General features: G+C 63.8%; 21 protein-coding genes. 10 read left to right on the top strand and 11 right to left on the bottom strand.

From position 1 onward, the window contains the following. Positions 1-59: 59 nt before the first annotated feature. A complete protein-coding gene (locus GGQ89_RS20235) occupies positions 60-479 on the bottom strand; it encodes a DUF4917 family protein (RefSeq protein ID WP_184104507.1) in 420 nt (139 codons plus the stop codon). Then, positions 419-1,030, bottom strand: coding sequence for a DUF4917 family protein (locus GGQ89_RS20240; protein WP_184104509.1), 612 nt, complete (start codon positions 1,028-1,030; stop codon positions 419-421). Before GGQ89_RS20240 ends, GGQ89_RS20235 begins: the two co-directional genes overlap by 61 nt. Before the next feature lie 301 nt (positions 1,031-1,331). Here GGQ89_RS20240 and GGQ89_RS04910 point away from each other — a divergent pair, with 301 nt between their 5' ends. The 7 genes from GGQ89_RS04910 (at position 1,332) to GGQ89_RS04940 (ending at position 9,289) form a co-directional block, all read left to right on the top strand. Next, positions 1,332-2,162, top strand: a complete 831-nt coding sequence (locus tag GGQ89_RS04910) for a DNA-binding response regulator (RefSeq protein ID WP_184104511.1) — start codon at positions 1,332-1,334, stop codon at positions 2,160-2,162. Beyond that, positions 2,155-2,745 (top strand): hypothetical protein, encoded by a 591-nt coding sequence (locus tag GGQ89_RS04915; RefSeq protein WP_184104513.1) that lies wholly within the window; start codon positions 2,155-2,157, stop codon positions 2,743-2,745. Before GGQ89_RS04910 ends, GGQ89_RS04915 begins: the two co-directional genes overlap by 8 nt. Before the next feature lie 4 nt (positions 2,746-2,749). Beyond that, positions 2,750-6,184, top strand: a complete 3,435-nt coding sequence (locus tag GGQ89_RS04920; protein ID WP_184104515.1) for a UvrD-helicase domain-containing protein — start codon at positions 2,750-2,752, stop codon at positions 6,182-6,184. Positions 6,185-6,271: 87 nt separating this feature from the next. Continuing rightward, positions 6,272-7,015: a multiubiquitin domain-containing protein gene (locus tag GGQ89_RS04925; protein ID WP_184104517.1), complete on the top strand. Its 744-nt coding sequence runs from the start codon at positions 6,272-6,274 to the stop codon at positions 7,013-7,015. Then, the gene (locus tag GGQ89_RS04930) at positions 7,015-7,398 is read left to right on the top strand and encodes an E2/UBC family protein (RefSeq protein WP_184104519.1); all 384 of its coding nucleotides are present in this window, start codon (positions 7,015-7,017) and stop codon (positions 7,396-7,398) included. Before GGQ89_RS04925 ends, GGQ89_RS04930 begins: the two co-directional genes overlap by 1 nt. Beyond that, complete coding sequence (locus tag GGQ89_RS04935; protein ID WP_184104521.1) at positions 7,395-8,741, top strand: ThiF family adenylyltransferase; 1,347 nt, start codon at positions 7,395-7,397, stop codon at positions 8,739-8,741. The genes GGQ89_RS04930 and GGQ89_RS04935 overlap by 4 nt, the downstream gene beginning before the upstream one ends. Then, on the top strand, positions 8,738-9,289 hold the full coding sequence (locus GGQ89_RS04940; RefSeq protein ID WP_184104523.1) for a ubiquitination-like system serine protease family protein: 552 nt from the start codon (positions 8,738-8,740) through the stop codon (positions 9,287-9,289). The genes GGQ89_RS04935 and GGQ89_RS04940 overlap by 4 nt, the downstream gene beginning before the upstream one ends. A gap of 475 nt (positions 9,290-9,764) precedes the next feature. Here GGQ89_RS04940 and GGQ89_RS04945 read toward each other — a convergent pair whose 3' ends face one another. The 4 genes from GGQ89_RS04945 to GGQ89_RS04960 all read right to left on the bottom strand — a co-directional run bounded on the left by GGQ89_RS04945 (position 9,765) and on the right by GGQ89_RS04960 (position 12,069). After that, a complete protein-coding gene (locus GGQ89_RS04945; protein ID WP_184104525.1) occupies positions 9,765-10,259 on the bottom strand; it encodes a hypothetical protein in 495 nt (164 codons plus the stop codon). A gap of 104 nt (positions 10,260-10,363) precedes the next feature. Then, positions 10,364-10,999: a hypothetical protein gene (locus GGQ89_RS04950; RefSeq protein ID WP_184104526.1), complete on the bottom strand. Its 636-nt coding sequence runs from the start codon at positions 10,997-10,999 to the stop codon at positions 10,364-10,366. Beyond that, complete coding sequence (locus GGQ89_RS04955; protein WP_184104528.1) at positions 10,999-11,535, bottom strand: hypothetical protein; 537 nt, start codon at positions 11,533-11,535, stop codon at positions 10,999-11,001. Before GGQ89_RS04955 ends, GGQ89_RS04950 begins: the two co-directional genes overlap by 1 nt. A 192-nt stretch (positions 11,536-11,727) precedes the next feature. After that, on the bottom strand, positions 11,728-12,069 hold the full coding sequence (locus GGQ89_RS04960) for a hypothetical protein (RefSeq protein WP_184104531.1): 342 nt from the start codon (positions 12,067-12,069) through the stop codon (positions 11,728-11,730). A gap of 988 nt (positions 12,070-13,057) precedes the next feature. Between GGQ89_RS04960 and GGQ89_RS04965 the strand changes: the two genes are divergently transcribed. Beyond that, positions 13,058-14,521 (top strand): Fic family protein, encoded by a 1,464-nt coding sequence (locus GGQ89_RS04965; protein ID WP_244955758.1) that lies wholly within the window; start codon positions 13,058-13,060, stop codon positions 14,519-14,521. A 40-nt stretch (positions 14,522-14,561) separates the two neighbouring features. Here the strand turns inward: GGQ89_RS04965 and GGQ89_RS04970 are convergent, their stop codons facing one another. From GGQ89_RS04970 to GGQ89_RS04985, 4 genes are all read right to left on the bottom strand, one after another. After that, entirely contained in the window at positions 14,562-14,954 is a 393-nt protein-coding gene (locus tag GGQ89_RS04970; RefSeq protein WP_184104535.1) for a hypothetical protein, read from the bottom strand. A 10-nt stretch (positions 14,955-14,964) separates the two neighbouring features. Further along, positions 14,965-15,597, bottom strand: a complete 633-nt coding sequence (locus GGQ89_RS04975) for a hypothetical protein (RefSeq protein ID WP_184104537.1) — start codon at positions 15,595-15,597, stop codon at positions 14,965-14,967. A gap of 196 nt (positions 15,598-15,793) precedes the next feature. Continuing rightward, positions 15,794-16,771, bottom strand: a complete 978-nt coding sequence (locus tag GGQ89_RS04980; RefSeq protein ID WP_184104539.1) for an NAD-dependent epimerase/dehydratase family protein — start codon at positions 16,769-16,771, stop codon at positions 15,794-15,796. A gap of 178 nt (positions 16,772-16,949) precedes the next feature. Beyond that, positions 16,950-17,720, bottom strand: a complete 771-nt coding sequence (locus GGQ89_RS04985; protein WP_184104541.1) for a competence/damage-inducible protein A — start codon at positions 17,718-17,720, stop codon at positions 16,950-16,952. Between the two features lie 50 nt (positions 17,721-17,770). On the opposite strand from GGQ89_RS04985, the gene map reads away from it, so the two are divergent. Together map and GGQ89_RS04995 are read left to right on the top strand one after the other, a co-directional pair. After that, positions 17,771-18,598 (top strand): type I methionyl aminopeptidase, encoded by an 828-nt coding sequence (gene map, locus GGQ89_RS04990; RefSeq protein WP_184104543.1) that lies wholly within the window; start codon positions 17,771-17,773, stop codon positions 18,596-18,598. Positions 18,599-18,605: 7 nt separating this feature from the next. Next, a complete protein-coding gene (locus tag GGQ89_RS04995; RefSeq protein WP_184104727.1) occupies positions 18,606-20,117 on the top strand; it encodes an ABC1 kinase family protein in 1,512 nt (503 codons plus the stop codon). Here the strand turns inward: GGQ89_RS04995 and GGQ89_RS05000 are convergent. After that, positions 20,114-21,055: a hypothetical protein gene (locus GGQ89_RS05000; protein WP_184104545.1), complete on the bottom strand. Its 942-nt coding sequence runs from the start codon at positions 21,053-21,055 to the stop codon at positions 20,114-20,116. The genes GGQ89_RS04995 and GGQ89_RS05000 overlap by 4 nt on opposite strands. Between the last annotated feature and the right edge of the window lie 65 nt (positions 21,056-21,120).

Consider the following 21,120-nt stretch of genomic DNA (forward strand, 5'->3'; position numbering starts at 1 on the left):
ATACGACCCAACGTTTGTGAACCCACTACTCCGCACACGGTAACTTAGGTGATCTGCATCTAAGCCCAAACCTTGGCGCTCTCGCTGTCAAAGAACGTGTATTTCGCTTCCGAACCCACCGTCCGCTGATGCTTGGCAAGGAGTCCGTCCATCGCCTTCAGCTTCGCGTCATCAGGCTTGTAGATCCCAAAGTAGAGGTGCTCGACCGAAGAACTGAAAATGGCACGATAGATATGCGCGTCATTCTCATCGGCACTATGTCCATACACGAACATGGTAGCCGGGTTGTCGATGAGCATGTCGTAGCAGTAACGCAGATACGGCACGGAGTTGATCTTACGCATCTTCTGCATGCTTGAACCTTCCGTTACATAGACCGGGAAGCGTCGTCCGGTGGCGATGGCGCCAGTGATCGTCGCTATAACTCCTGATCCGCCATGGACCGCCTTGTGGATTTCGCCGATGGAGTCCTCGAACAAGTGCAGCCCGCCGTGCAGATTGTAGATGTGACAGTGCCGTCCTCCCGGAACGGCCCGTGGAACGCGCCATTAGTTTTCCCCAAGCCGAAGCCGTCCTTCAAAACCGATTTCTCCAAGTTTACCCAATAGAGAAGCAGATCGTAGTTTAGCGAGAAGACCGTCTGGAAGTTCGACAGGAAGGCGGAGCTGCTGGCGTATTTGAGGCCAAGATCCTCGCGATGCGCGGGATGCGTCGAGTTCACGGCCTGAACGAGCGCCTCCCGCACCTTCTGCGCATCCGCCTCGATCTCATCGGCGTGGGCAGCGTGTCCGTATGCGCGCTCCACCAGGACGGCGCCTTCGAGGGCTCGAACGACCGCTTCGAAGTCGACCGTGCGCAGTGCGTCGAACAGGGTACGGATCGGCGAACCGGCGACGAGCCCCGACTTGTCCAGCAGGTTGCTGTAGCTGAAGTACTCGGCAGAAAAGCCGTTGCCGATGAGCAGCGCCCGATCTTCGCCGTCCGTGCGGTTCAGGGCCTCCTCGAAATCAATCACGTCAGGCATCGCCATTCCTACTCCATCGACTATCTCAGTCCGGCCGACGCCAAAGGCAATGCCATCACGGCGGCGCAAAGCGCCAACGTGATTTCCGCCAGCCCACTTCGCCACGGCGCAAGCTTTCGGATTCCGACTTGCGGGCTCGACCAACCGAAGGTCGGGCAGGCCCCTTCATTCTGCAGGCGACGTGGGCGCTTGGTCAACTGAGCGCATCATCCTAAAACCGCAAAGGAGTAAAGCACGAACAATTTGCGATCGGACTATACTTTCTATCGACGGACAAAGATGAGCGCTTTAGCATTACCGCAACGGCATGCCGCTTGAGGAATCCGCATTGGGAATCACTGTACCGCCATTGACGAAGCAGAAGCCGGATGGGACGACTTACACGCGCCGGGACGATGTCGAAGATGCGCTCGAGCGGCTCGTGGGGCTGCGGCGATCCGATGTCATCGCCGCCCTGAAAATCCGCGATGCACGGTCCGCGCTCTATGTGCAATCGGAGTGCATTGTGCATCTGATGCGCGCTACCCGAACCGACAACAACCAATATTACTTCGGCGAGCTCTATCGCGAACTGATGCGAAGGATCACGGCCGTGCTGCCGCGGGTCGAAGGGGAGCGCGCGGACACCGCCGAGAACGTGCACGCCGCCGACGCCCGGGATCGCGTCCGCGACCTCTTCAACGAGAAGTTGAGCGTTGATCGTGCGGAGGCGGGTGCCGGTCTCGACTACTTCGAGGTCATGTTCGCCGATGCCATAGCCGCGCTCCGGAAGACAGCCATGAGGCGCGCCACGCGCTCGGCGGCCCGGAGCGAACGCATCGAGGCGGACGACGACAGCAGCGAGCCGTCGCTCGCCGTGGAGCGGGCCGTGGGAAGTCTAGACCTGAAGCAGGAACTGCTTTCCGACGATCCGATTTACCGGTCCCGCGTGATCGCGGCGATACAGACCTTACCAGACAAGCAACGCAGAGTGATTGAGATGACCCTCCAGGAAATGCCGATCGACTCTTCAGACGAGAGTTTGATGACCATCCGCAAGGTGATCGGGGTTTCCTCCGAGAAGACCGTCCGTAACCGGCGTGATGCCGCATACGCCTCGATACGCAAAGCGCTCGGGATCGGAACAGGCGATGAGTGAACGCAACCATTTGGACGACGAAGACGTCCTGCTGGCGTTCGCGGTGGAGCCGGAGCACGACCGCGCGACCCTCGAACGTTACCTGAAATCCCATCCGCATCTGGCCGACGATCTGATCGACCTGTCGCTCGACATGCGGCTCCGGCGGGCGGGCGAAGGCGCCAGCACACCCGTCGACGAGGTCTGGGTCGAGGAATCCTGGGCGGCGTTCCAGGCAACAATGTCCACCAATGCCGGTGCAGCCGTCGTCGATCCTTTCGAGACTGCATCGAGCGAGGATCTCGTCGCGCTTCGTCGGACACTGGGCGTGCCCAGTGGCGTCATCCAAGGGTTCAGCACGAGGTTGGTGGACATCGCGACGGTGCCGGCGTGGATCGTCGATGCCGTCGCGAGAGGCGTCAGGACCAGCGTCGGCGATCTGCGGGCGTTCATGACCGCCGAGCCCCGACTGGCGACAGGTCTGAGCTACAAGTCGGATGAAGCCCCCGCTGCAGCCGCCGCCAAGATCACCTTCGAGGCGCTGCTCGTCCAGTGCCGGGTGAAGGACGACAAGCGTCGCGAGCTCCTGGAAGACCGGGACTGAATCGGTGGACGCGGTCGAACTCGCACGTCAGCAGGCCGCCGCGCTCCATGCCCGAGCCGTGTCCGAGGGTGCCGACCCATGGTCGCCGATGGCAATCGTCAATGCGGTCGCCTCGATGTGCGGCCTCGACAACGAGGCCGTCGAGCCGGGCAGCGAGATCCTGGCTGGCGGGCGGGCGCAGTTCGATCCGAAGGGCCGGGCGATCCGCTACGAGGACGCAGGCTCGGACTTCGACAAGGCGTTCCTCATAGGACACGAACTTGGACACGCAACCCAGGGCGATGACCGCATCGAGCACGTCGCAAAGGACGTGGATCCGACGCGGTCGTCCGAGGCCGCGCCCGTCGGCGAGGATCGTGTCGTCGACTACAGCCGCCGGCAGCGACGCGAGATCCAAATGGACCTCTTCGGACGCGAGCTCATCCTCCCGCGCGTCCGCGCCAAATCCTGCCACCTCGACGGGATGACCGCGACGGAGATCGCCGATAGGCTAGGCGCGCCGTTCGAGGTCGTCGCCATGCAGTTGCTCGACGCCTTGCTGCTGCCCGAGATCCAGCCTCCCGCTCCGGACTCGGCCAAGAAGCCGCCGAAGCCCCTGAATCCGGAGCAGGCCGATGCGGCGCGGCATCGCGGCGCGCCCTATCTCCTCGAAGCCGGCCCCGGCACCGGCAAGACCCAGACGCTGGTCGGCCGGGTCGCCGGGCTTGTCGAGGAAGGCGTAGATCCAACGGGCATCCTGGTGCTCACCTTCTCGAACAAGGCCGCGGGCGAGCTTTCCGAGCGGATCGCCGCCATCCATCCTGAGGCGGCGTCGGCGATGTGGATAGGCACCTTTCACGCCTTCGGCCTCGACATCGTCCGCCGCTACCACAAGCAGCTGGGCTTCGCCGCCGAACCCCGCATGATGGATCGCAGCGAGGCGATCGCGATCATGGAGAGGGAATACCTCGCACTCTCACTGACGCACCATCGCGAGATCATGAATCCGGCCAAGCCCCTGAGGGAGATGCTCGGCGCGATCTCGCGGGCCAAGGACGAGGTCGCCGAGCACGAGCGCTTTACCGAACTCGCCCAAGCGATGCTCGACCGCGCCGTGGATCCCGACGCGCGCACGGCGGCGCAGCGGTGCATCGAGGTCGGCCTAGTGTACCGCCGGTACGAGGAGCTGAAGCAGGCGGCCGGCGCGGTCGACTTCGGCGACCTGGTGTCGCTCCCCGTCAAGCTGCTCGACACCGATCCCGAGGCCGTGGCGGTGCTTCGCGGCAAGTACACCCATGTCCTCGTCGACGAATACCAGGACGTGAACCGCAGCAGCGTCAGGCTCCTTCAGCGACTGACCGACGGGGGCAGGAACCTCTGGACCGTCGGTGACGCCCGGCAGGCGATCTACAGGTTCCGCGGCGCGTCGTCCTACAACATGTCGCTGTTCGCGACCGACGACTTCCCGGGCGCCACCGGCGGCAGGCTCCGGCTTAACTACCGGTCGACGCCGGAAATCGTCGATGCCTTCTCGGCCTTCGGGCAGGGCATGCGCGCCGGATCGAACGATGCATCTCTCGGCGCCGACCGTCCCGCAGGCGGACACAGCCCAGAGCACGTGACGTTCGGCGACAACGACGACGAGGCGGACGCGCTGGCGGACGAGATCGAGCGCCGGTCGGCGAACACCGCGTTCCGGGACCATGCCGTACTCTGCTCGGGCAACGACCGGCTGACCCGCATGGGACGCGAGCTCGAACGGCGCGGCATCCCGGTGCTCTACCTCGGCAACCTGTTCGAGCGGCCCGAGATAAAAGACCTGCTCTCCCTGCTTTCGCTGCTGGTCGACCGCCGCGCGATGGGGCTGGTCCGCAAGCCGACGCTCCCCGGGCTGGCGACCGGGATGACCCTCTCCGGCGCCACGGCTGTCGTCCAGCACCTTGGCAAGACCGATGCGGAACCGCTCGCCTGGACCCAGAGGACGTGGGCGCCGCCCGAGCTATCGCCCACGGATGCCACATCGTTTCGGGCTATGATCGCCATGCTCGATGGCTTCGGGATCTCGTCGCGTCCGTGGCCTGTTCTGGCGCGCATTCTCCTCGACCGCACGCGCACTGCCGCCTCGATCGCCACCGCGGACGATGTCGCCAGCCGAGCGATGGGGGTGGCGATCTGGCAGTTCATGGGCTTCCTCCGCGCGGAACGCGCAGGTCCCGGCCTGCCGGTCCAGCGCATGCTCGATGGCATCCGCCTTCTCGTGCAGCTCGCCGACGAGCGCGACCTTAGGCAGTTGCCCCAGGCGGCACAGGGCATCGACGCCGTCCGCCTGATGACCATCCACGGCAGCAAGGGACTTGAGTTCCCCGTGGTGCACGTCATGGGGCTCAACAAGAACAGCCTGCCCACATCGTCCGCCACCCGCCGACCTACCTGTCCCGTTCCAGACGGCATGATCACCGGGGGCGAAGGGAACGAGAGCAGCACCATGACGCTCGCCGCGATCGACCACGACCTGGAGCAGGAATGCCTGTTCTACGTCGCCGCCTCACGGGCGAGGGACAGCTTGCTCCTCTATTCGGCGACACGCACCGCGTCATCCGGGACGGGGTCGCCCCGCAGACGCGACCCGTCGCCCTTCATCGCACGTCTCGGCGTGAGCGCCACGCGTGCCGCGACGCCCCGCACCGAACGAACCGCCGATCCCGAAGACAAGCCGCTGCCCGTCCGCATCGGCCCGCCGATCCGGATCACTACCTCCCAGCTCCACCTCTATTCACGCTGTCGGCGGCGCTACCTCTACACCCATGTTCTGGGCGTGGGAGGAAAGCGGACATCCACGACCATCACCAGCATGCACGACATCGTGCGCTCCGTGATCGAGGACATGGCCGGACGGCAGCCCACCGCCGAATCCGCATCCGAAGCCGTCACCCTGCTGGATCGGCTTTGGTCGGAAGGGCCGCTCTCTGGCCACGAATACGCCATCCACCGCGAGATCGCTGGCTTGCTCGTTCAGCGTTTCGTCGACCTGCGCGCCGGAGGCACCTTGGCGGCCCCCGTAACACTGGAGACGCGCATCGGGGACGACACCCTCATCGCGATCCCCGACGATCTCATAACCAACTCCTCCGGTCAGTGCATCGCCAGGATGGTGAGAACCGGGCATCGGTCCTCGAAGACCGGGGAGGATGTGGCGGACGCCGCCTTCCAGATCGCAGCCGCCGCATCCCTTCCGGGCTGCACCGCCGAGATCATCCATCTCGGTGACGACGATCCCACCACCCGGGTCACGTTCGATCACAAGGGATTGGGCAAGCAGACGGAAAAGCTCTCGAAGGCCTTCACCGCCATCGGCGAAGGCCGGTTCGAGGCCGACCGCTCCGACCGCACATGCCCCTTCTGCCCGGCCTTCTTCACCTGCGGCCCGATCGTGGACGGCAGCCTGCAAAAAAATACCTGACCGGAATTACCGGTCAGGCCGCGCTGCCGGGATTGACCCTGTGAGACCGACGCAATCACGCCTCGGTCCACGGGAACACAATACACAATGTCCATCACCGAGAGCCACGACATCGACGATGTCGAACTCGCCGTGCAGCAGGATCGCCCGCTGCGCCCCGGCCGCTACCGCGTCTCCTTCGCCCTCGACCGGGTCGACTACAGCCCCATCATCCTCGACGATCCCGTCCCTCTCGGCCGCCAAATCCTGAAGGCTGCAGGGATCAAGGATATCGATGGGCACTCGCTGTTCGTCATCACCCAAGAAAGCGACTTCGAGGACGTCCGCGCCGATGAGGAGGTCGATCTGCGCGATCGCCTCGCTCACCGGTTCATCGCGTTCAGCACGGACCCGCTCTACCGCCTCAAGCTCGATGACAGCCGCATCGTCTGGGGCCAGCCAAGCATCCCCGAGACCGTCCTGCGCTCGCTCGCCCGAATCGGCGACGACAAGGCGGTCTTCCTCGAAGTCCGCGGCGGCACCGACAAGCTGATCGAGGTGGGCACCCAGGTCGATCTCACCGCGGAGGGCGTGGAAAGGTTCATCACGGCCAAGGCCAAGACCTCGTACTTCTTCTTCGTCAACGGCCAGCGCTACGAAACCGAGAAGAAGAAGCTCACCGGTGCGCAGATCAAGGCGATGGTGCCCGGCTGGGACGAGACCCACGACCTCGCGCTGGAAGGGCACGGTGACGAACCCGACCGCACGATCGGCGACGACGAGAGCATCAGCCTCGATCCAAAGCACGGCGTGCGCCGCTTCTCGTCAGTGCCCAAGGCGAACTTCGGCTGATGTCCGGGCCCGTCACCATGCAGCTGGAGCAGCTGCGGGAGCGGTTCGGCGGTGCGGACGTCCGGCGGGTGACGAGCGACGTGATGCTCGTCACCGTGCCGAACGTCCGACTGCCGGAGGGGTGGTCGAAACCCTCGACCGCCATCCGCTTCATCATTCCGTCGGGGTATCCCTACGCGCTTCTCGACTGCTTCTGGACCGATGCCGACCTCACCCTGCAGGGCGGCGGCCAGCCCCAGAACACCGGGCTGAACCCGATCCCCGGCGTCACCGAGCCGTTGCTCTGGTTCTCCTGGCACCTGACCGCGCCCTGGAACCCTAACCGCGACACCCTCACCACGTGGATGAACGTGGTGATCAACCGCATGAAGGAAGTACGATGAGCGGCATTCGATTCCCGTCGCCGATCTACGGCCAGCTCACCGCAACGCTTCTAGACGCCCACGGCGTCGAAAGCTGCGCCATCGCCTATGCCCACTACGTCCCCGGTGCAGACGCGTGGATCGTCGCCGACGCCTCGCCTGTGCCGGACAACGCCTATGATCGCCGCGACCGCATCTCCGCGGTGCTGAAGGCCGAGTATCTCCTCGAAGTCGCCAATCGCAGCCGGGTCACCGGTATGGCGGTGATATTCATCCACACCCACCCCGACTGCTCAACGCATCCCACATTCTCAGCGACCGACGACGACGGCGAGGCCCAGCTCGCCCCCTACCTAGTACGACGGGGCGCCCCCGTTCCCCACGTCGCGCTCGTCATCGGAGCAAATGGCTGCCGCGCCCGCCGCCTCGGATCGAATGACGAGATCAAGGTGTGGGAGGTCGGCCAACGCCTCGCCCTCCATTCTCCCGGGACGGACGGCGCAGAACTTCAGCGCGAGGACCGACAGGTGCGCGCGTTCGGCGAACCCGGCCAGCGACGTCTGAAAAGCCTTCGCTATGGCGTCATCGGTGCCGGGGGCACGGGTTCGCTGGCCTGCCAGCAGCTCGCCCACCTCGGCGCGATGGACGTCACCGTCATCGACCCGGACGACGTTGAGATCACCAACCTCAACCGATTGGTGGGTTCGAGCCCCGGCGATGTCGGCACGCCCAAGGTCAATGTCGCGGCCAGGATGATCCGGGCCGTCAACCCCGAGGCCCGCGTCAGTGCGCTCCAAGCAGACATCGTCGACGCGCATGTCGCCGACCTCCTTCCCACCTTCGACTTCGTGCTTCTCTGCACGGATTCGCACGCCAGCAGGGCCGTCGTGAACCAGGCCGCGCACCAGTATCTGGTGCCGGTGATCGACATGGGGGTCAGCATCACGGCCGCCGACAGTGTCATCACGCACGTCACCGGACGCGTTCAGATGATTGCGCCGGGCCTGCCCTGCCTCACCTGCACCGGCGCGCTAGACGGCAAGGCCATCCTTCGCGAGCTCCAGACGCCAGAGCAGCGCGCCGCCGATCCGTACGTGCAGGGTGTCCGCGAACCCCAGCCCGCCGTCATCTCGATCAACTCGACCGTCACCTCGCTGGCGCTCACCATGCTGCTGGGAGCCGTCACGCCCGTGCCGACACGTCCGCGCCACCTCACGTATGATGGGCTGCGCGGGCGGGTGAGCGAAATGGCTGCGGCTAGCCACCCTGAATGCATCGTCTGTTCGGATTCCGGAGCAAGCGCGAAGGGGGCCGCGTGGCCACTGCCCGTTCGTAAGGCGTCTGCGAAAGGAGACGAGACATGAGAGCGCCCGCAAGATGGCTAAACCTTGTCGGCGAGGCCGAATACCGTGACGAGGCGGAAGCTCAACTGGCCAAGCCTGGCGATGCCGTATTGGTGGTCCGAGGACGCACACGCTCGGTGGTCATGGCCTGCCCCGACGGCTGCGGCGAGACCCTCGTGGTCAACATCGATCCCCGCGCTGGCAAAGCATGGCGCATCGACACCCGTGGCGAAGGCCTAACCTTGTATCCGTCCGTCTGGCGTGACGGCGGGTGCGAAAGTCACTTCATCGTGTGGCGCGGTTTCCTGATCTGGTGCGACCGCTTCACCGTCGGGAACAGCGAACCGCGATATGATCCCTCGATCGAAGAATCAATTCTATCGGCAATGGACGTATCTACGCCTCTCACCGCTGCAGCCATAGCAGACGCGATCGATGAAATCGTGTGGGACGTTAATCGCGCCGCGAATCGTTTGGTTCATCGTGGTCTTGCCCGTAGCTGGAAGGAAGACGCGACGTGGTTCTTCGTCCGTGTCGGTGATCGGACAAACGGAGGTACTTGCGAATGATCGAACGCGAAGTTTCGATTATTCTGCGCCGGTCTGCTTTCGTCGGGACGGCATAGTGGCCGAGCGCGCGGCGGAATAGACGACCGCTTTTCGCCGCGCGCTGCCCGCAAGCCAATAGGCCGTGCTCTTGATTTATGGCTCGCCTGCAAGCCGCATAACCGAACGACAGCTTCTGGGATGAACTCTCGATAAGCCTAACAGCCGAGAATTGAGCGACCGGTCGGTTTACGAAACCTGAACGGCAGGTTCCGACAAAAGCTGACGCTTACGTAATGAGCTTGAGGTCTTAAGTTGGTCGCGAACCGACTTTTGCGCTTGTGAACGGCGGGCCGGTTACCGAACCATCCGCCCCGAAAGACGTCGGGCAGCCTGCCACCAACCTAACCCTCCTGGCTGTCAGCAATTAAACTGCGGGATTATCCATCAGGGAAGAGATATCCCGCAGTCGCTAAAATAGATGGTGGGCCCGTTCGAATTAGGCCGCCAGCGGCCGGGTCCGGACGGCGGCACCATCGGCAAAGGTAGCGCCGCGAGCGACCAGCTTGGCGATTCGAGCCTCGGCGCGGGCGATGCCCTCGTTACGGTCGGCCGGCTGGTGGACCAGCTGGATCAGCTCGCCAGGCGCCAGCCGGTACGCCTTACGGATGCCGGACTGCGGCAGAATGATCGCCCGTGATCCATTGCGGCTCAGATACAGGCGGCAATCGGTCTGCAGGTGGCAGATGCCGTCACGTACCGCGCAAAGCGTGATGCCGGTCAGCTGATACCCGGCCTCGCCATCGGCAAAATCCAGGTAAACCAGATCGTTGCCGCTGCTGTGCGCGATGGCGCCGATACGCAGTCGCCCTTCGGCTCCGCCCATTTCGCCGGCGAGGATCGCCGCGCCGGGCTTCATCGCGCGGCTGCCGACCAGCATCTGGGCGACTGCCTCGGCGTGGCGGCGGATGATCGCGGTCTTGTCGGTCGTCATTGTCGTCTTCTCCATTTTCATCCCCGGATCGGGGACCATCCTTCTCCCTTCGTCTCTTGCCCCCGGCAGGCGGGCGGGACCGCTGCGGATCCCGCCCGTCATGCTTAGCCGTCGCGGAAGTGCGGCAACCAAACGTCGTAAAAAGTCTCCCATTCCTGCTGGAATCGCGCCTGCGCGGTTTTGGCGACAAGATCAGGATGCACCTCGCCCCAGCCAGAAGAGCGATGGACGCGCGACAGACACACGACATGGGCGTGCGGACGACGAGCTGACAGCTCGTCGCCAGGCATATGCACCACGGTCATGCTGGTCAGTCGGCGCTTCAGTGCCAAGTGTTCCACCACGTACATGCCAACCAGCGACAGTATGTCGGCGGGTTGCCAGCTGTGCGGGAAGCGGTACGTCAGCACGACCGCCAGCAATTTCTGATGCGCTTTGGCTTTGGCGTCGTAGTCGTGGAAGATGCCTTCCAACACGCCGGGTTCGACCGCGACACCGGGCGCCGTGAAGATGCGGTGTGATGCGCAGGTGATCGGCCACAGTCCATCCGCTAGCCAGTCACGGTCAGCAGGCTTGCTAGGTTGCAGCTTGGCGCGAGCCAGATCGGCGACGCTGTTCTGCTTTCCCTTCGCACTCTTGCGCAGCAGGGCGTAGCTGAAATCCGGCGTCGAGCCGAGCGGATCGTCGTACACCATGTCGTCGGCATCCGACGGGCTGATCCAGGGCAGCGGCTTGCTCATCAGCGATCCCCCCAGACGGCGGCAAGGAAGGCATCGGCACGTTCCAGCCCGGGTTTCAGATCGCAGCCTCCGTCAGCGGCGGACAGCCGGGCCGGCCTCATCGGCCGCAGACGACCAGGGGAAAGGCGGAAAACCGCGTCGCTCTCGTCCGGTTCTGCAGGATCGGGCACCAGCCACGCCTCGTTGCTGCGTGAAAGCCACAGCCGGCGGGCATGATGCCAGACGGTACCGTGGCGCTGCCACTCGCCGACCGCACAATAAACGGTTCGATGTTCGGCGCTCGACGCTTTCACCACCAGCGCATCGCACCGGGCGATGCGGGTGCCGCGCTCGACGGTGTCGAGATCCCCGCGTGACGGCTCGATCGACGGCACCAGCAGCAACTCGGCGGCGGCGATGTGAAGAAAATTGCGGAAAGGCATGGGCAGGATAGGCACCGATCGGTCGATCCGCCAACCGGCGCGCTCAGCGATGGCCAGCGCGCCAGACTGGGCGCGCGCCTGTGCGAGCTCGCGCTCGCGATTTACGATGTACATGTAAGACCTTGATTTTGCGCGGGAGCGGCGGGCTGCTCGCCGGCCCCGCACCATCATTTCGCCTCTACGGCACAGCCGCAGGCACCTTCCAAACCTATCCCCGGCCGGCCCGGTCGTCTTCACCAACCTATCCGGGGGTGCATGCGTTCGACATGTACGCCTGAAGCCATCGGGCGGATGATGGCACCACGATCAATGCCCGGTGCGGTACCATTTCACTTTCGGTGCTTCGACGCTGTCGATCGACAGGCGAACGGCTCGCAGATCGTCGATCGATCCGCAAAACAGCTGTGCGGGCGCTTTGTTGTCCAGTACGGCGAGCGGCAGATCGAGGGCGTGGCGGATGGCGTCGCTGTCATGATTGAGCCGCCATTCGAGACGGTGCAGGATGTTGACGAACAGCCGCAACCGTTGCTGCTGTTCGCAATCGAGTTGCACCGACAGCCGCCCCTCGGCGATAAGGGCGACCGCCTGCTCGTGGGTCAGGTCGATCACCGCCATCAGATGTTCGGGCACCAGACGATGGGTCAGCATGATCCGTCCGGCAAGGTCGGCCAACGCCCAAACCGATGGATCCGACCCAGTTTGGCCGGGAGGCAAATTCATTCTAATACTCGCGGAAGCAGGATCACCGCCCGGTCGGGTCGGATCAGGCTGCCCGTCCTTTCATCACGGCCGACAGCTTCGCTGGCTGCGGTCGTTTCCGCTCTTGTTGCTCTATCAGCGGCGCTTGCCGCTGCGCCTTCCGGAGCCGCTCAGGGCGGTGGAGGACCTGGCGCGGCACCGCGCCACACCGCCCGCACCGCCGGGCCTACACAGTAGCTGGTCATGCAAGAGCGAGACTGCCGCGACATGACAAGGGAACAATCGGCATAGCGATGACGATGGTCCGGACCAAGGCAGAATCAGGCGACCGGGACTTCGCTGCCCCTAATTTTCGCAGTAAACGTGGGTCCCCCACGTTTACGGTATTGCGCCCAACTTTTTTGCCATGTCAAAAAGCCTGTTTTGACATGCCCCTAAATGGCGATTGTGAGGGTTCGGGGGACTGTTTTGACAGGGTCTTGGCGGCGGAGGGTGACGCGCGGCTTACCCTGTCAAAATGGTGGGGGGCAGGGTCTCGGGCTTGACCGCAGGCGACGAGGGTCGCTGGCTGTCAATGACCTCGTAGCGGACGCATAAATCGCCGGCCAGTGCCGCTAAACATCGAGTAGTTGCTGGCGTGCGGGGTGCCGAGCAGCATGCCCAGCTTGTGAAAATGGTGGTCGGCATAACGCTGCGGATCAGCTTCCACTACACGCTTACGCTCCACACAAAGATAGATCTGGTGCCTCGGTCATCGCGGCATCCGCAGGCACGATGCCAGCGAACTGATCCAGAGCTTAGTAGCTAGAATTGCAGGTGCTATAGGTAGCTATAAGCGATTTGAGACAGTAGCCCGTTCTGGCAATCGTTTTGCCATGCGATTAAGAGCTTTGACATGAAGGTTGGCGCACATGACGGTCCAGCACCGCTCGGCCACATGTGGCTGCGGGCCCATTTCGGGCTCCGCGCCCCCGCGCCCCATGTGGAAAGCTATGTCATCGCTGGGGCACGCCGGACCGAAACCAACGGGTCGAACATGGTCGAGCTTTATCCGCGCGCCTATGCCACCGGCGATGACGTCGTCGCCAATCTACGGTTCGCGTTGCGATATGAGCCGCTGGATCTGGGCACGCTGTCCGCCGCGTTCGCGGCCATTTCTGCCGATACCATAGCGGACTGGGTTCGCCGGGAACCAAGCGGGAGCTATGCGCGACGGGCGTGGTTTCTGTACGAGTATCTAACAGGCGACGTCCTTGCTGTGCCCGATGCCACGGCGGGCAATTATGTCGAGGTGCTTGACCCCGCCAAGCACATCACCGCCGCCCGTCGCAATTCTGCGCGCCACCGCGTGATCGACAATCTGCTCGGCGTACCTGGGCTGTGCCCTACCGTCCGCCGGACGCCGCGCCTTGCGGCACAGATCGATGTCCATATCGATGCCGAGGCGCGGGCGATCATCGAGCGGTACGATCCGGCGGTGCTGGCGCGGGCGGTCCGCTACCTGTTCACCAAGGAAACCCGTTCGTCCTTCGCGATCGAGGGCGAAACGCCGACCCCGGACCGCACCGAACGGTTCGTCGCCGCGCTGCGATCGGCCTCGCGCTTCGACGTCGGGGACGAGGCGGCCATCGTTCGCCTGCAGAACATGATCGTCGATCCGCGCTATGCGGCCACTGGCTGGCGAACGTTCCAGAATTTCGTCGGCGAGACGACGGTCGATTTCCGTGAGGAGGTGCACTTCATCTGCCCCCGGCCAGAGGACGTGCCGTCGCTGATGGCGGGATGGATGGCACTGACCGCGCGAATGCTGGAAGACGCAGTCGAGCCCGTCGTCGCGGCGGCGGTCGCCGCCTTCGCCTTCGTCTTCATCCACCCGTTCGAGGACGGCAACGGCCGCATCCACCGCTTCATCGTTCACCATGTGCTGAGCCGGACGGGCTTCAGCCCGGATGATCTGATCTTCCCGGTCTCGGCCGCGATCGTGCGCGACCAGCGCAGCTATGACGCGGTGCTGGAGCGCTTCTCGCAACCGCTATTCGCCGCAATCGACTGGGCGTGGACCAACGAGCGGGAGATCAGCGTCCGCAACGACACCGCATCGCTCTACCGCTATTTCGACGCGACGCCGTTCGTCGAATATCTCTACGACCGGGTGGTCGACACCGTCCGCACAGACCTGCACGAACAACTCGGCTTCCTGACCGTGTTCGATCAGGCGATGGAAGGGGTGCGGACGATCGTCGACATGCCCGACCGGCGCGCGGCGTTGCTGATCCGCCTGATGCTCCAGAATGGGGGACAACTGTCGGCGGCGAAGCGGGGTCAGTTCGCAGAACTGACCGACGACGAGGTCCGCGCGATGGAAGCGGTAGTGCAGGCGGCGATGACGGAGATTGGGTAAGGGCTTTCTGCCGGCGGTGTAGCTTCCGCCTGCACGGCCGTTAGCCCGTCCAGCGTCTGCGTGGCTCCTTGCGAGCCGTTGCGATCGTGTCGGCATTCCGCTCGTCGATACCAATCACGTGCTTGGCGGAAAAAGGAAGCTCGGTGCCAAGCCAGAACTCGTCATTCTCGGTGATAGCGTAGGGTTCGTTATCGAGGATTCCGAGATATCCATCCGGTGTCCGTTCTCGAACCAGGACCCACATGCGCTCGACCGAGACATCCTCGTCCGGGTCGTCCACACTGATGCAAAAGATCAGCTTGGCGAGGTCGCCGACCTCCAGGCTTTCCCGCCTATGTCGATCTGGAATCCAGAACGTGCCGGGCGCTTCCGCATGTCTTGCTTCGCCATCTTCAAGGCACCATCCGTCGATTTCGAAATCCGGCTCACGCATGAGACCATGGTTAGCGGCAAGGGCGAGGGCCGCAAGGTGCCATAGATGCGCCGAAAGCGGCAGCTTCCAGTCGGTTCGTTAAATGGAAGCCGACATATTCGTCGCGGCGATAGGCTCGTCGCAATTCGCTGGCATAACGTGATCGATAATACGCATTCCAATAGCTTGTCACCCGACGCTTGGTCGTGGCCCAGAATGCTTGATTGTCGATGATGAACGCCGCCAGAATTTGCTGGACTTCTGGCGTGAGTGCCTCGGATACGTCGTCCAATATCTCGACGATGTACTCCCCCAAGAGCGCGACGATGAACGGTGCGCCCCATGGTTGTAGATCGGCCAGCAGGTCGCGAGCAGCGCGTTGTCGCTCATACCCATCGTTGCTGCGGGTCTGCAAAGCGCGCACGAACGGCCATGCATCGTCGTCATGGCTGACCGGCAGTTTTCCAGACATGAAATACAGACGCGCCGGGATCGATACGGTTTGTCCCATCGTGCAGACGGAAAAGCGCTCGGTCCATTGCCGATCAGCAAGCCCCCGAGCCACGATTTTGGCGGCCTTCAACGCAGCGGGACAATGCTCTATAGGAAAGGCCTCGGCGAGCATCCCAGCCCCGATGTCGGTGAGCATCTCTTCGTTGGCCATTCCAGCACCATAGTCTATGGCTTGGCGCGCGCAATCGAGCGACCTGAAGGCATCAACGCCAATCTGCCGACTGACCGAGTCGGGCCTGAAGTTGATAAGCCATTGTTTATGATGCTCAATTCCTCGCCTTCAACCATGGCGGTTTGTTGTCGATTCCCTTCACCCGCTCCATCGCTTCGATGGCGGCCGGGTCATCCTAGACCCGGTAATAATCCCGATACCAGGCGACAAAATGCTCCAACCCTTCGGCCAGCGCGACCTTGGGCGCATAGCCGGTCAGCGCGTTGAGCTTCGACACATCGGCATAGGTGGCGGTCACGTCGCCCGGCTGCATCGGCTTCATGATCTTGATCGCGTCGCGACCCAGCGTCCGCTCGAGCGTGGAGATCATGTCCATTAATCCGACCGGCTGGCTGTCGCCGATGTTCAGGATGCGGTGACTACCGCGCTCGGGCGGGTGGTCCAGCGCACCCACGATGCCGTCGACAATGTCTGCGATATAGGTGAAGTCGCGCGCCATCCGGCCCTCGCCGAAAATCTCGATCGGCTCGCCGTTCAGGATTTTCCGGGTGAACGAGAAATAGGCCATGTCCGGCCGACCCCATGGGCCATAGACGGTGAAGAAGCGCAGCCCCGTCTGCGGAAAGCCATAGAGCGTCGCGTAGGACTGGCTCATCAATTCGCACGCCCGCTTGGTGGCGGCATAGAGCGATACGGGCGCGACGGACGGCTCGTCCTCGCTGAACCCCTGCCCGCCCATCGGCTTGTCGCCATAGACCGAACTGGACGAGGCATAGACGAGGTGAACGAAGCCCGGCTGGTGGCGACAGGCCTCCAGCACCGCGAGTTGCCCGCCGATATTGGAGCGTTCATAGGCGAAGGGATGGTCGATGCTGTGGCGCACGCCCGCCTGCGCCGCGAGATGGACGACGCGGTCGGCGCCATACTCTCGCAACAGCGCGGCGACGGCTTCGGCATCCGCCACATCCATCGCATGGAAGGAAAATCCGGGAACGCCCAGCAAACTGGCAAGCCGCGCCTGCTTCAATGCCGGTTCGTAATAGTCGTTGAGATTATCGATCCCGATGACCGTTTCACCGCGTGCGAGCAGGCGATGGGCGGTGGCATGACCGATAAAGCCCGCTACACCAGTGACGAGGATGGGGGCGGACATTCGTCTAGAGTCCCAGAACCGCATCGGGGCGAACGATCCGCCCTGTTCCAGTCACCGCAATCCGCATCCGGAACCACTCCATATCATCGACCATTCGGGACAGGCACACGCTGCCCCATGACCCGCCTTTAGGGCGCCAGTCTTGAAAAAGTACGAACAATTCAAAAGGATCGTCGGCTCAGATGCCGCCCGCGATGACGTCGCGACCATCGGCTTCCAGCGCGAGGGTCAGATCCCGCAGACAGGCATCGACCTGCGCCGCATCGGGGCTTCGCACGACGAAATTCGCCCCCGTCCGGCCCTCGCGGAAAAAAGGATAGCTGCCGATCGCCACGCCCTCATGCGTCTTTTCGGTCTGACGGAGCAGCTCAGCGACCTCGCTCTCGCCGACCCAGCAGCCGATGGTTCCCGACACGACCGGGCGGCCGCCCTCCAGCGTGCCGGTCAACGCGTCGAGCATGCCAGCGGTGATGTGTGGCACGCCGGCCATGATGAAGATGTTGCCGATGCGGATGCCCGGCGCGCCCGACACGCGATTGGGGATCAGCGAGGCGCCTTCCGGCGTCCGCGCCATCCGGGCGCGGGCGACAGTCACCCCGCCGCGTGTCGTATAATAATCCTCCAGGATCGCGCGGGCTTCGGGATGCTCGATGACCGGCACGCCCAGCGCCGCCGCGATCGCGTCCACCGTAATGTCGTCGTGCGTCGGCCCGATGCCGCCGGTGGTGAACAGATAGTCGTTGCGCACACGCAGCGTGTTGACCGCTTCGCCGATCGCGTCCGGCCGGTCGGCGACGACCCGCACCTCGGCCAGCCTTATACCCTGCACGTTCAACCAAGCGGCGAGCTGCGCGATGTTGCGATCCTGCGTCCGGCCCGAGAGGATTTCGTCGCCGATGACGATCAGCGCGGCGGTCCAGATACGCTCGGATGGGGTCGCGGTTTCCATGCGCCCGACATAGCCTCGCAAAAACGGTCGCGCCACGCTATATCGCCGTCATGACCGATTATGTGACCGTTTCCGCCGACGCGCCCCAGGGGCGGACCGGCGCGATCAAGCTCTGGGGCCGCGAGGCGTTCGACGGGATGCACAAGGCGGGCCGTCTGGCCGCCGAGACGCTGGACATGCTGGTCCCGCACATGGTGCCGGGGGTCAGCACCGCCGAGATCAACCGCCTGATCCACCAGTTCATCCTCGAGCGCGGCGGCGTGCCCGCGACCCTGGGCTATCGCGGTTACACCCATTCGACCTGCATCTCGATCAACCATGTCGTCTGCCACGGCATTCCGTCCGAAAAGACGTTGAAGTCGGGCGATATTGTCAATGTCGACGTCACCCCGATCGTCGATGGCTGGCATGGCGATACGAGCCGCATGTACCTGATCGGCGACGTGCCGCTCAAGGCGCGCAAGCTGGTCGAGGTGACCTATGAGTGCCTGATGCTCGGCATCGAGCAGGCCAGGCCCGGCAATCATATGGGCGATGTCGCCCATGCCATTCAGCAGCATGCCGAGAAGCATCGTTACGGCGTGGTCCGCGATTTTTGCGGCCATGGTCTGGGCCTGTTGTTCCACGACGCGCCCGAAGTCGTCCATGTCGGCCGCCCCGGCACCGGCCCCGAGCTGAAGCCCGGCATGATCTTCACCATCGAACCGATGATCAATATCGGCCGCCCCGACGTGAAGCTGCTCGATGACGGCTGGACGGCGGTAACACGCGACCGCTCGCTGTCGGCACAATTCGAGCATTCGATCGGCATCACCGAAGAGGGCTGCGAAATCTTTACGCTCAGCCCGGCGGGCTATAGCCAGCCGCCTTATATCTAAGGCCATGATGCTGGGTGCGATCCGGGTTGCGGCACGCGACCGCACCCGACTGGCCGAGGTGATCGCCACCACCTCGCGCTTCGGGTTGGACGTGCTGTTGGCGCGGCTCGGGCTCGATCCGGCGCGGCGGGATCCGGACGCCCTGCCCTTCGACCTTCCCGCCCGCACCCGACAGGCGATGGAAGCCCTCGGCCCGGTCTGGGTCAAGCTCGGCCAAATCCTGGCCACCCGCGCCGACCTGCTGCCGCCCGAATGGATTGCCGAGCTCGAACAACTCCATAGCGCCGCTCCGCGCCTGCCCTTCGCCGATTTGCGCGAACAGGTGGAAGCCGCGCTGGGCGAGCCGCCCGAGACCGCCTTTGCCCGGTTCGATCCCGAGCCGCTGGCCGCCGCTTCGATCGCGCAAGTCCATCGTGCCGCGCTGGCGGATGGCACGGAGGTCGTTCTCAAGATCCGCCGCCCCGGCATCCGCCCCGTGATGGAAGCCGACCTGCGCCTGCTGACCCAATTCGCCGTGATGGTCGAGGCAACCAATGCCGAAGCCCGGCGCTATGGCGCGGTACGAATGGTGCGCGAGCTCGGCCGCGACATCCTGGAAGAACTCGACTTCACCAACGAAGGCCGTAACGCCGACCGCATGCGTGAGGATTTCGCAGGCGACACGCGGGTGGTCGTCCCGACGATCCACTGGGCGCAGACGTCCGAAACGCTGCTGGTGATGGACTTCATCGAAGGCGTGCCGCCGCGCAACGCCGCGATCCTGCAACAGGCCGGGATCGATCCGTCGGCCATCGCCTCGGCGGGGGCGGACATCGTGCTCGACATGACGCTCATCAACGGGCGCTTCCATGGCGACCCGCATCCGGGCAACCTGCTCTGTCTGCCCGGCAACCGGATCGCCATGCTCGACCTAGGCCTGATCGGCCATGTTTCCCCGCGTCGGCGCGAAGAGGTAATCGCCTTTACCCAATCGATCGCGAACAGCGACCCGGCCTTGCTGGCAGAGACGCTGAAGCAATGGTCGCAAACCGATGATATTGTACCCGAACGCTTTCAGGCGGTCGCCGACCGGCTGGTGGCCCGGCATGGTGGCGGCGCGTTGCGTCTGGCGGCGATCCTCGGCGACATATTCCCGGTACTGCGCGAAGAACGCATCGTCCTGCAGCCCGACATGCTGCTGCTGTTCAAGGCGCTCATCACCATCGATGGCGTGCTGAGCGGCATCCAGCCCGACTTCGACCTGTCGGCCGCGCTGCGCCGGGCCAGCGCACGAATCGTCGAGGCGCGTCTCGCCCCCGAACGCTGGACCAGGCGGGCCGCAGCGCTGGTGCTGGAGCTCGACCGGCTGGGCGACGACCTCCCCCGCCTGATCCGCGCGACCACTCGCAAGCTGGAGAGCGAGCAGTCGGGCCTTTCCACCAATGACATCGAAGCGGCGATCCGCACCGGCGCAGGCTGGATCGCGGCCGCACTGGCCTTTTCCGGCGTCGCCATCGCGGTGGCGATGCGGCTGGGTTAGTTCAGCCGCTTCAATTGATCACCAAGACCGAAGGGATGGCGGCGATACTCCTCGCGCCAATTCACGCCGGCTTGCTCCAGCATCTCTGCTTCGATCGCGCCATAGACGTATAATGCGTTTCGTTTCCAGACCTTCAAGCCTTGGTCGCGAACCGCGCGTAAGCTCGTTGCAAGTCCGCTCCAGCGTCCCGCCGAGTCGTTGCGCATGGCGGCATCGCCTTGCCGGGCCAGGGTCAGTTCGGTCCAGCGCGCAACGCCCTCCTGACCGACCTGAAATTCATAATAGCGCTGATCCACTGGACTGACCTTCGCCAGCGCCGCCTCACGCGCCGTCACATAGGCATTGGTCGCAGAACGACGCTCCTGTGGTGACTTGGCGTCCAGAAAGGCCAAGGCCGCATTCCCCATAGTCAAAAAGGCCGCCCCTACTTCAGGGTCGGCATAGGGGAATGGATAATTGAGCATCCAACTGCCATCGCTCGATCCAGTACTTAAGCCCAATGCTTCCACTGTTCGGGCATAGTTGGGCATATGCGACTGATAGAGATGGAATGCCTCGTGGAGCACCGAGGCCTTCCAATAGGCGGCGCTCATTTGCAAGGCCTCGGGATAACCGATCGCGATTGTCTCGCCGCCCGCAAAGAAATCGGCAGCGGCGGAAAGGTCGATATCCAGTTCACGAGGTCGGGTCTGCAACGAACATTTTGTCAACGTATCACGCCCAGCTGACGTAAAGCCCTTGATCGCCCGGTGACAAAACAGGGTCTCGCGCGCCGGTCCGATCAGCACCAAGTCCAGGGGCACTTTGTCAAAGTCCGGCCAAAGACGGTTTCCAGCACCCTGATAGATATGCTGTACCTCTGCCAGCATCGCCCGCTCCCGCTCGGGCGGCAGTTCACCCCCCACCAGAGCTGCACCCATCATCAACGCCAGGATCATCGCGCCACCCCCTCGCCTGTTGCCCGATGGAGATCATGACGCGTCCTGCGCAAGACCGATAGTGA

It is taken from the genome of Sphingomonas yabuuchiae (assembly GCF_014199595.1).
GTDB lineage: Bacteria > Pseudomonadota > Alphaproteobacteria > Sphingomonadales > Sphingomonadaceae > Sphingomonas > Sphingomonas yabuuchiae.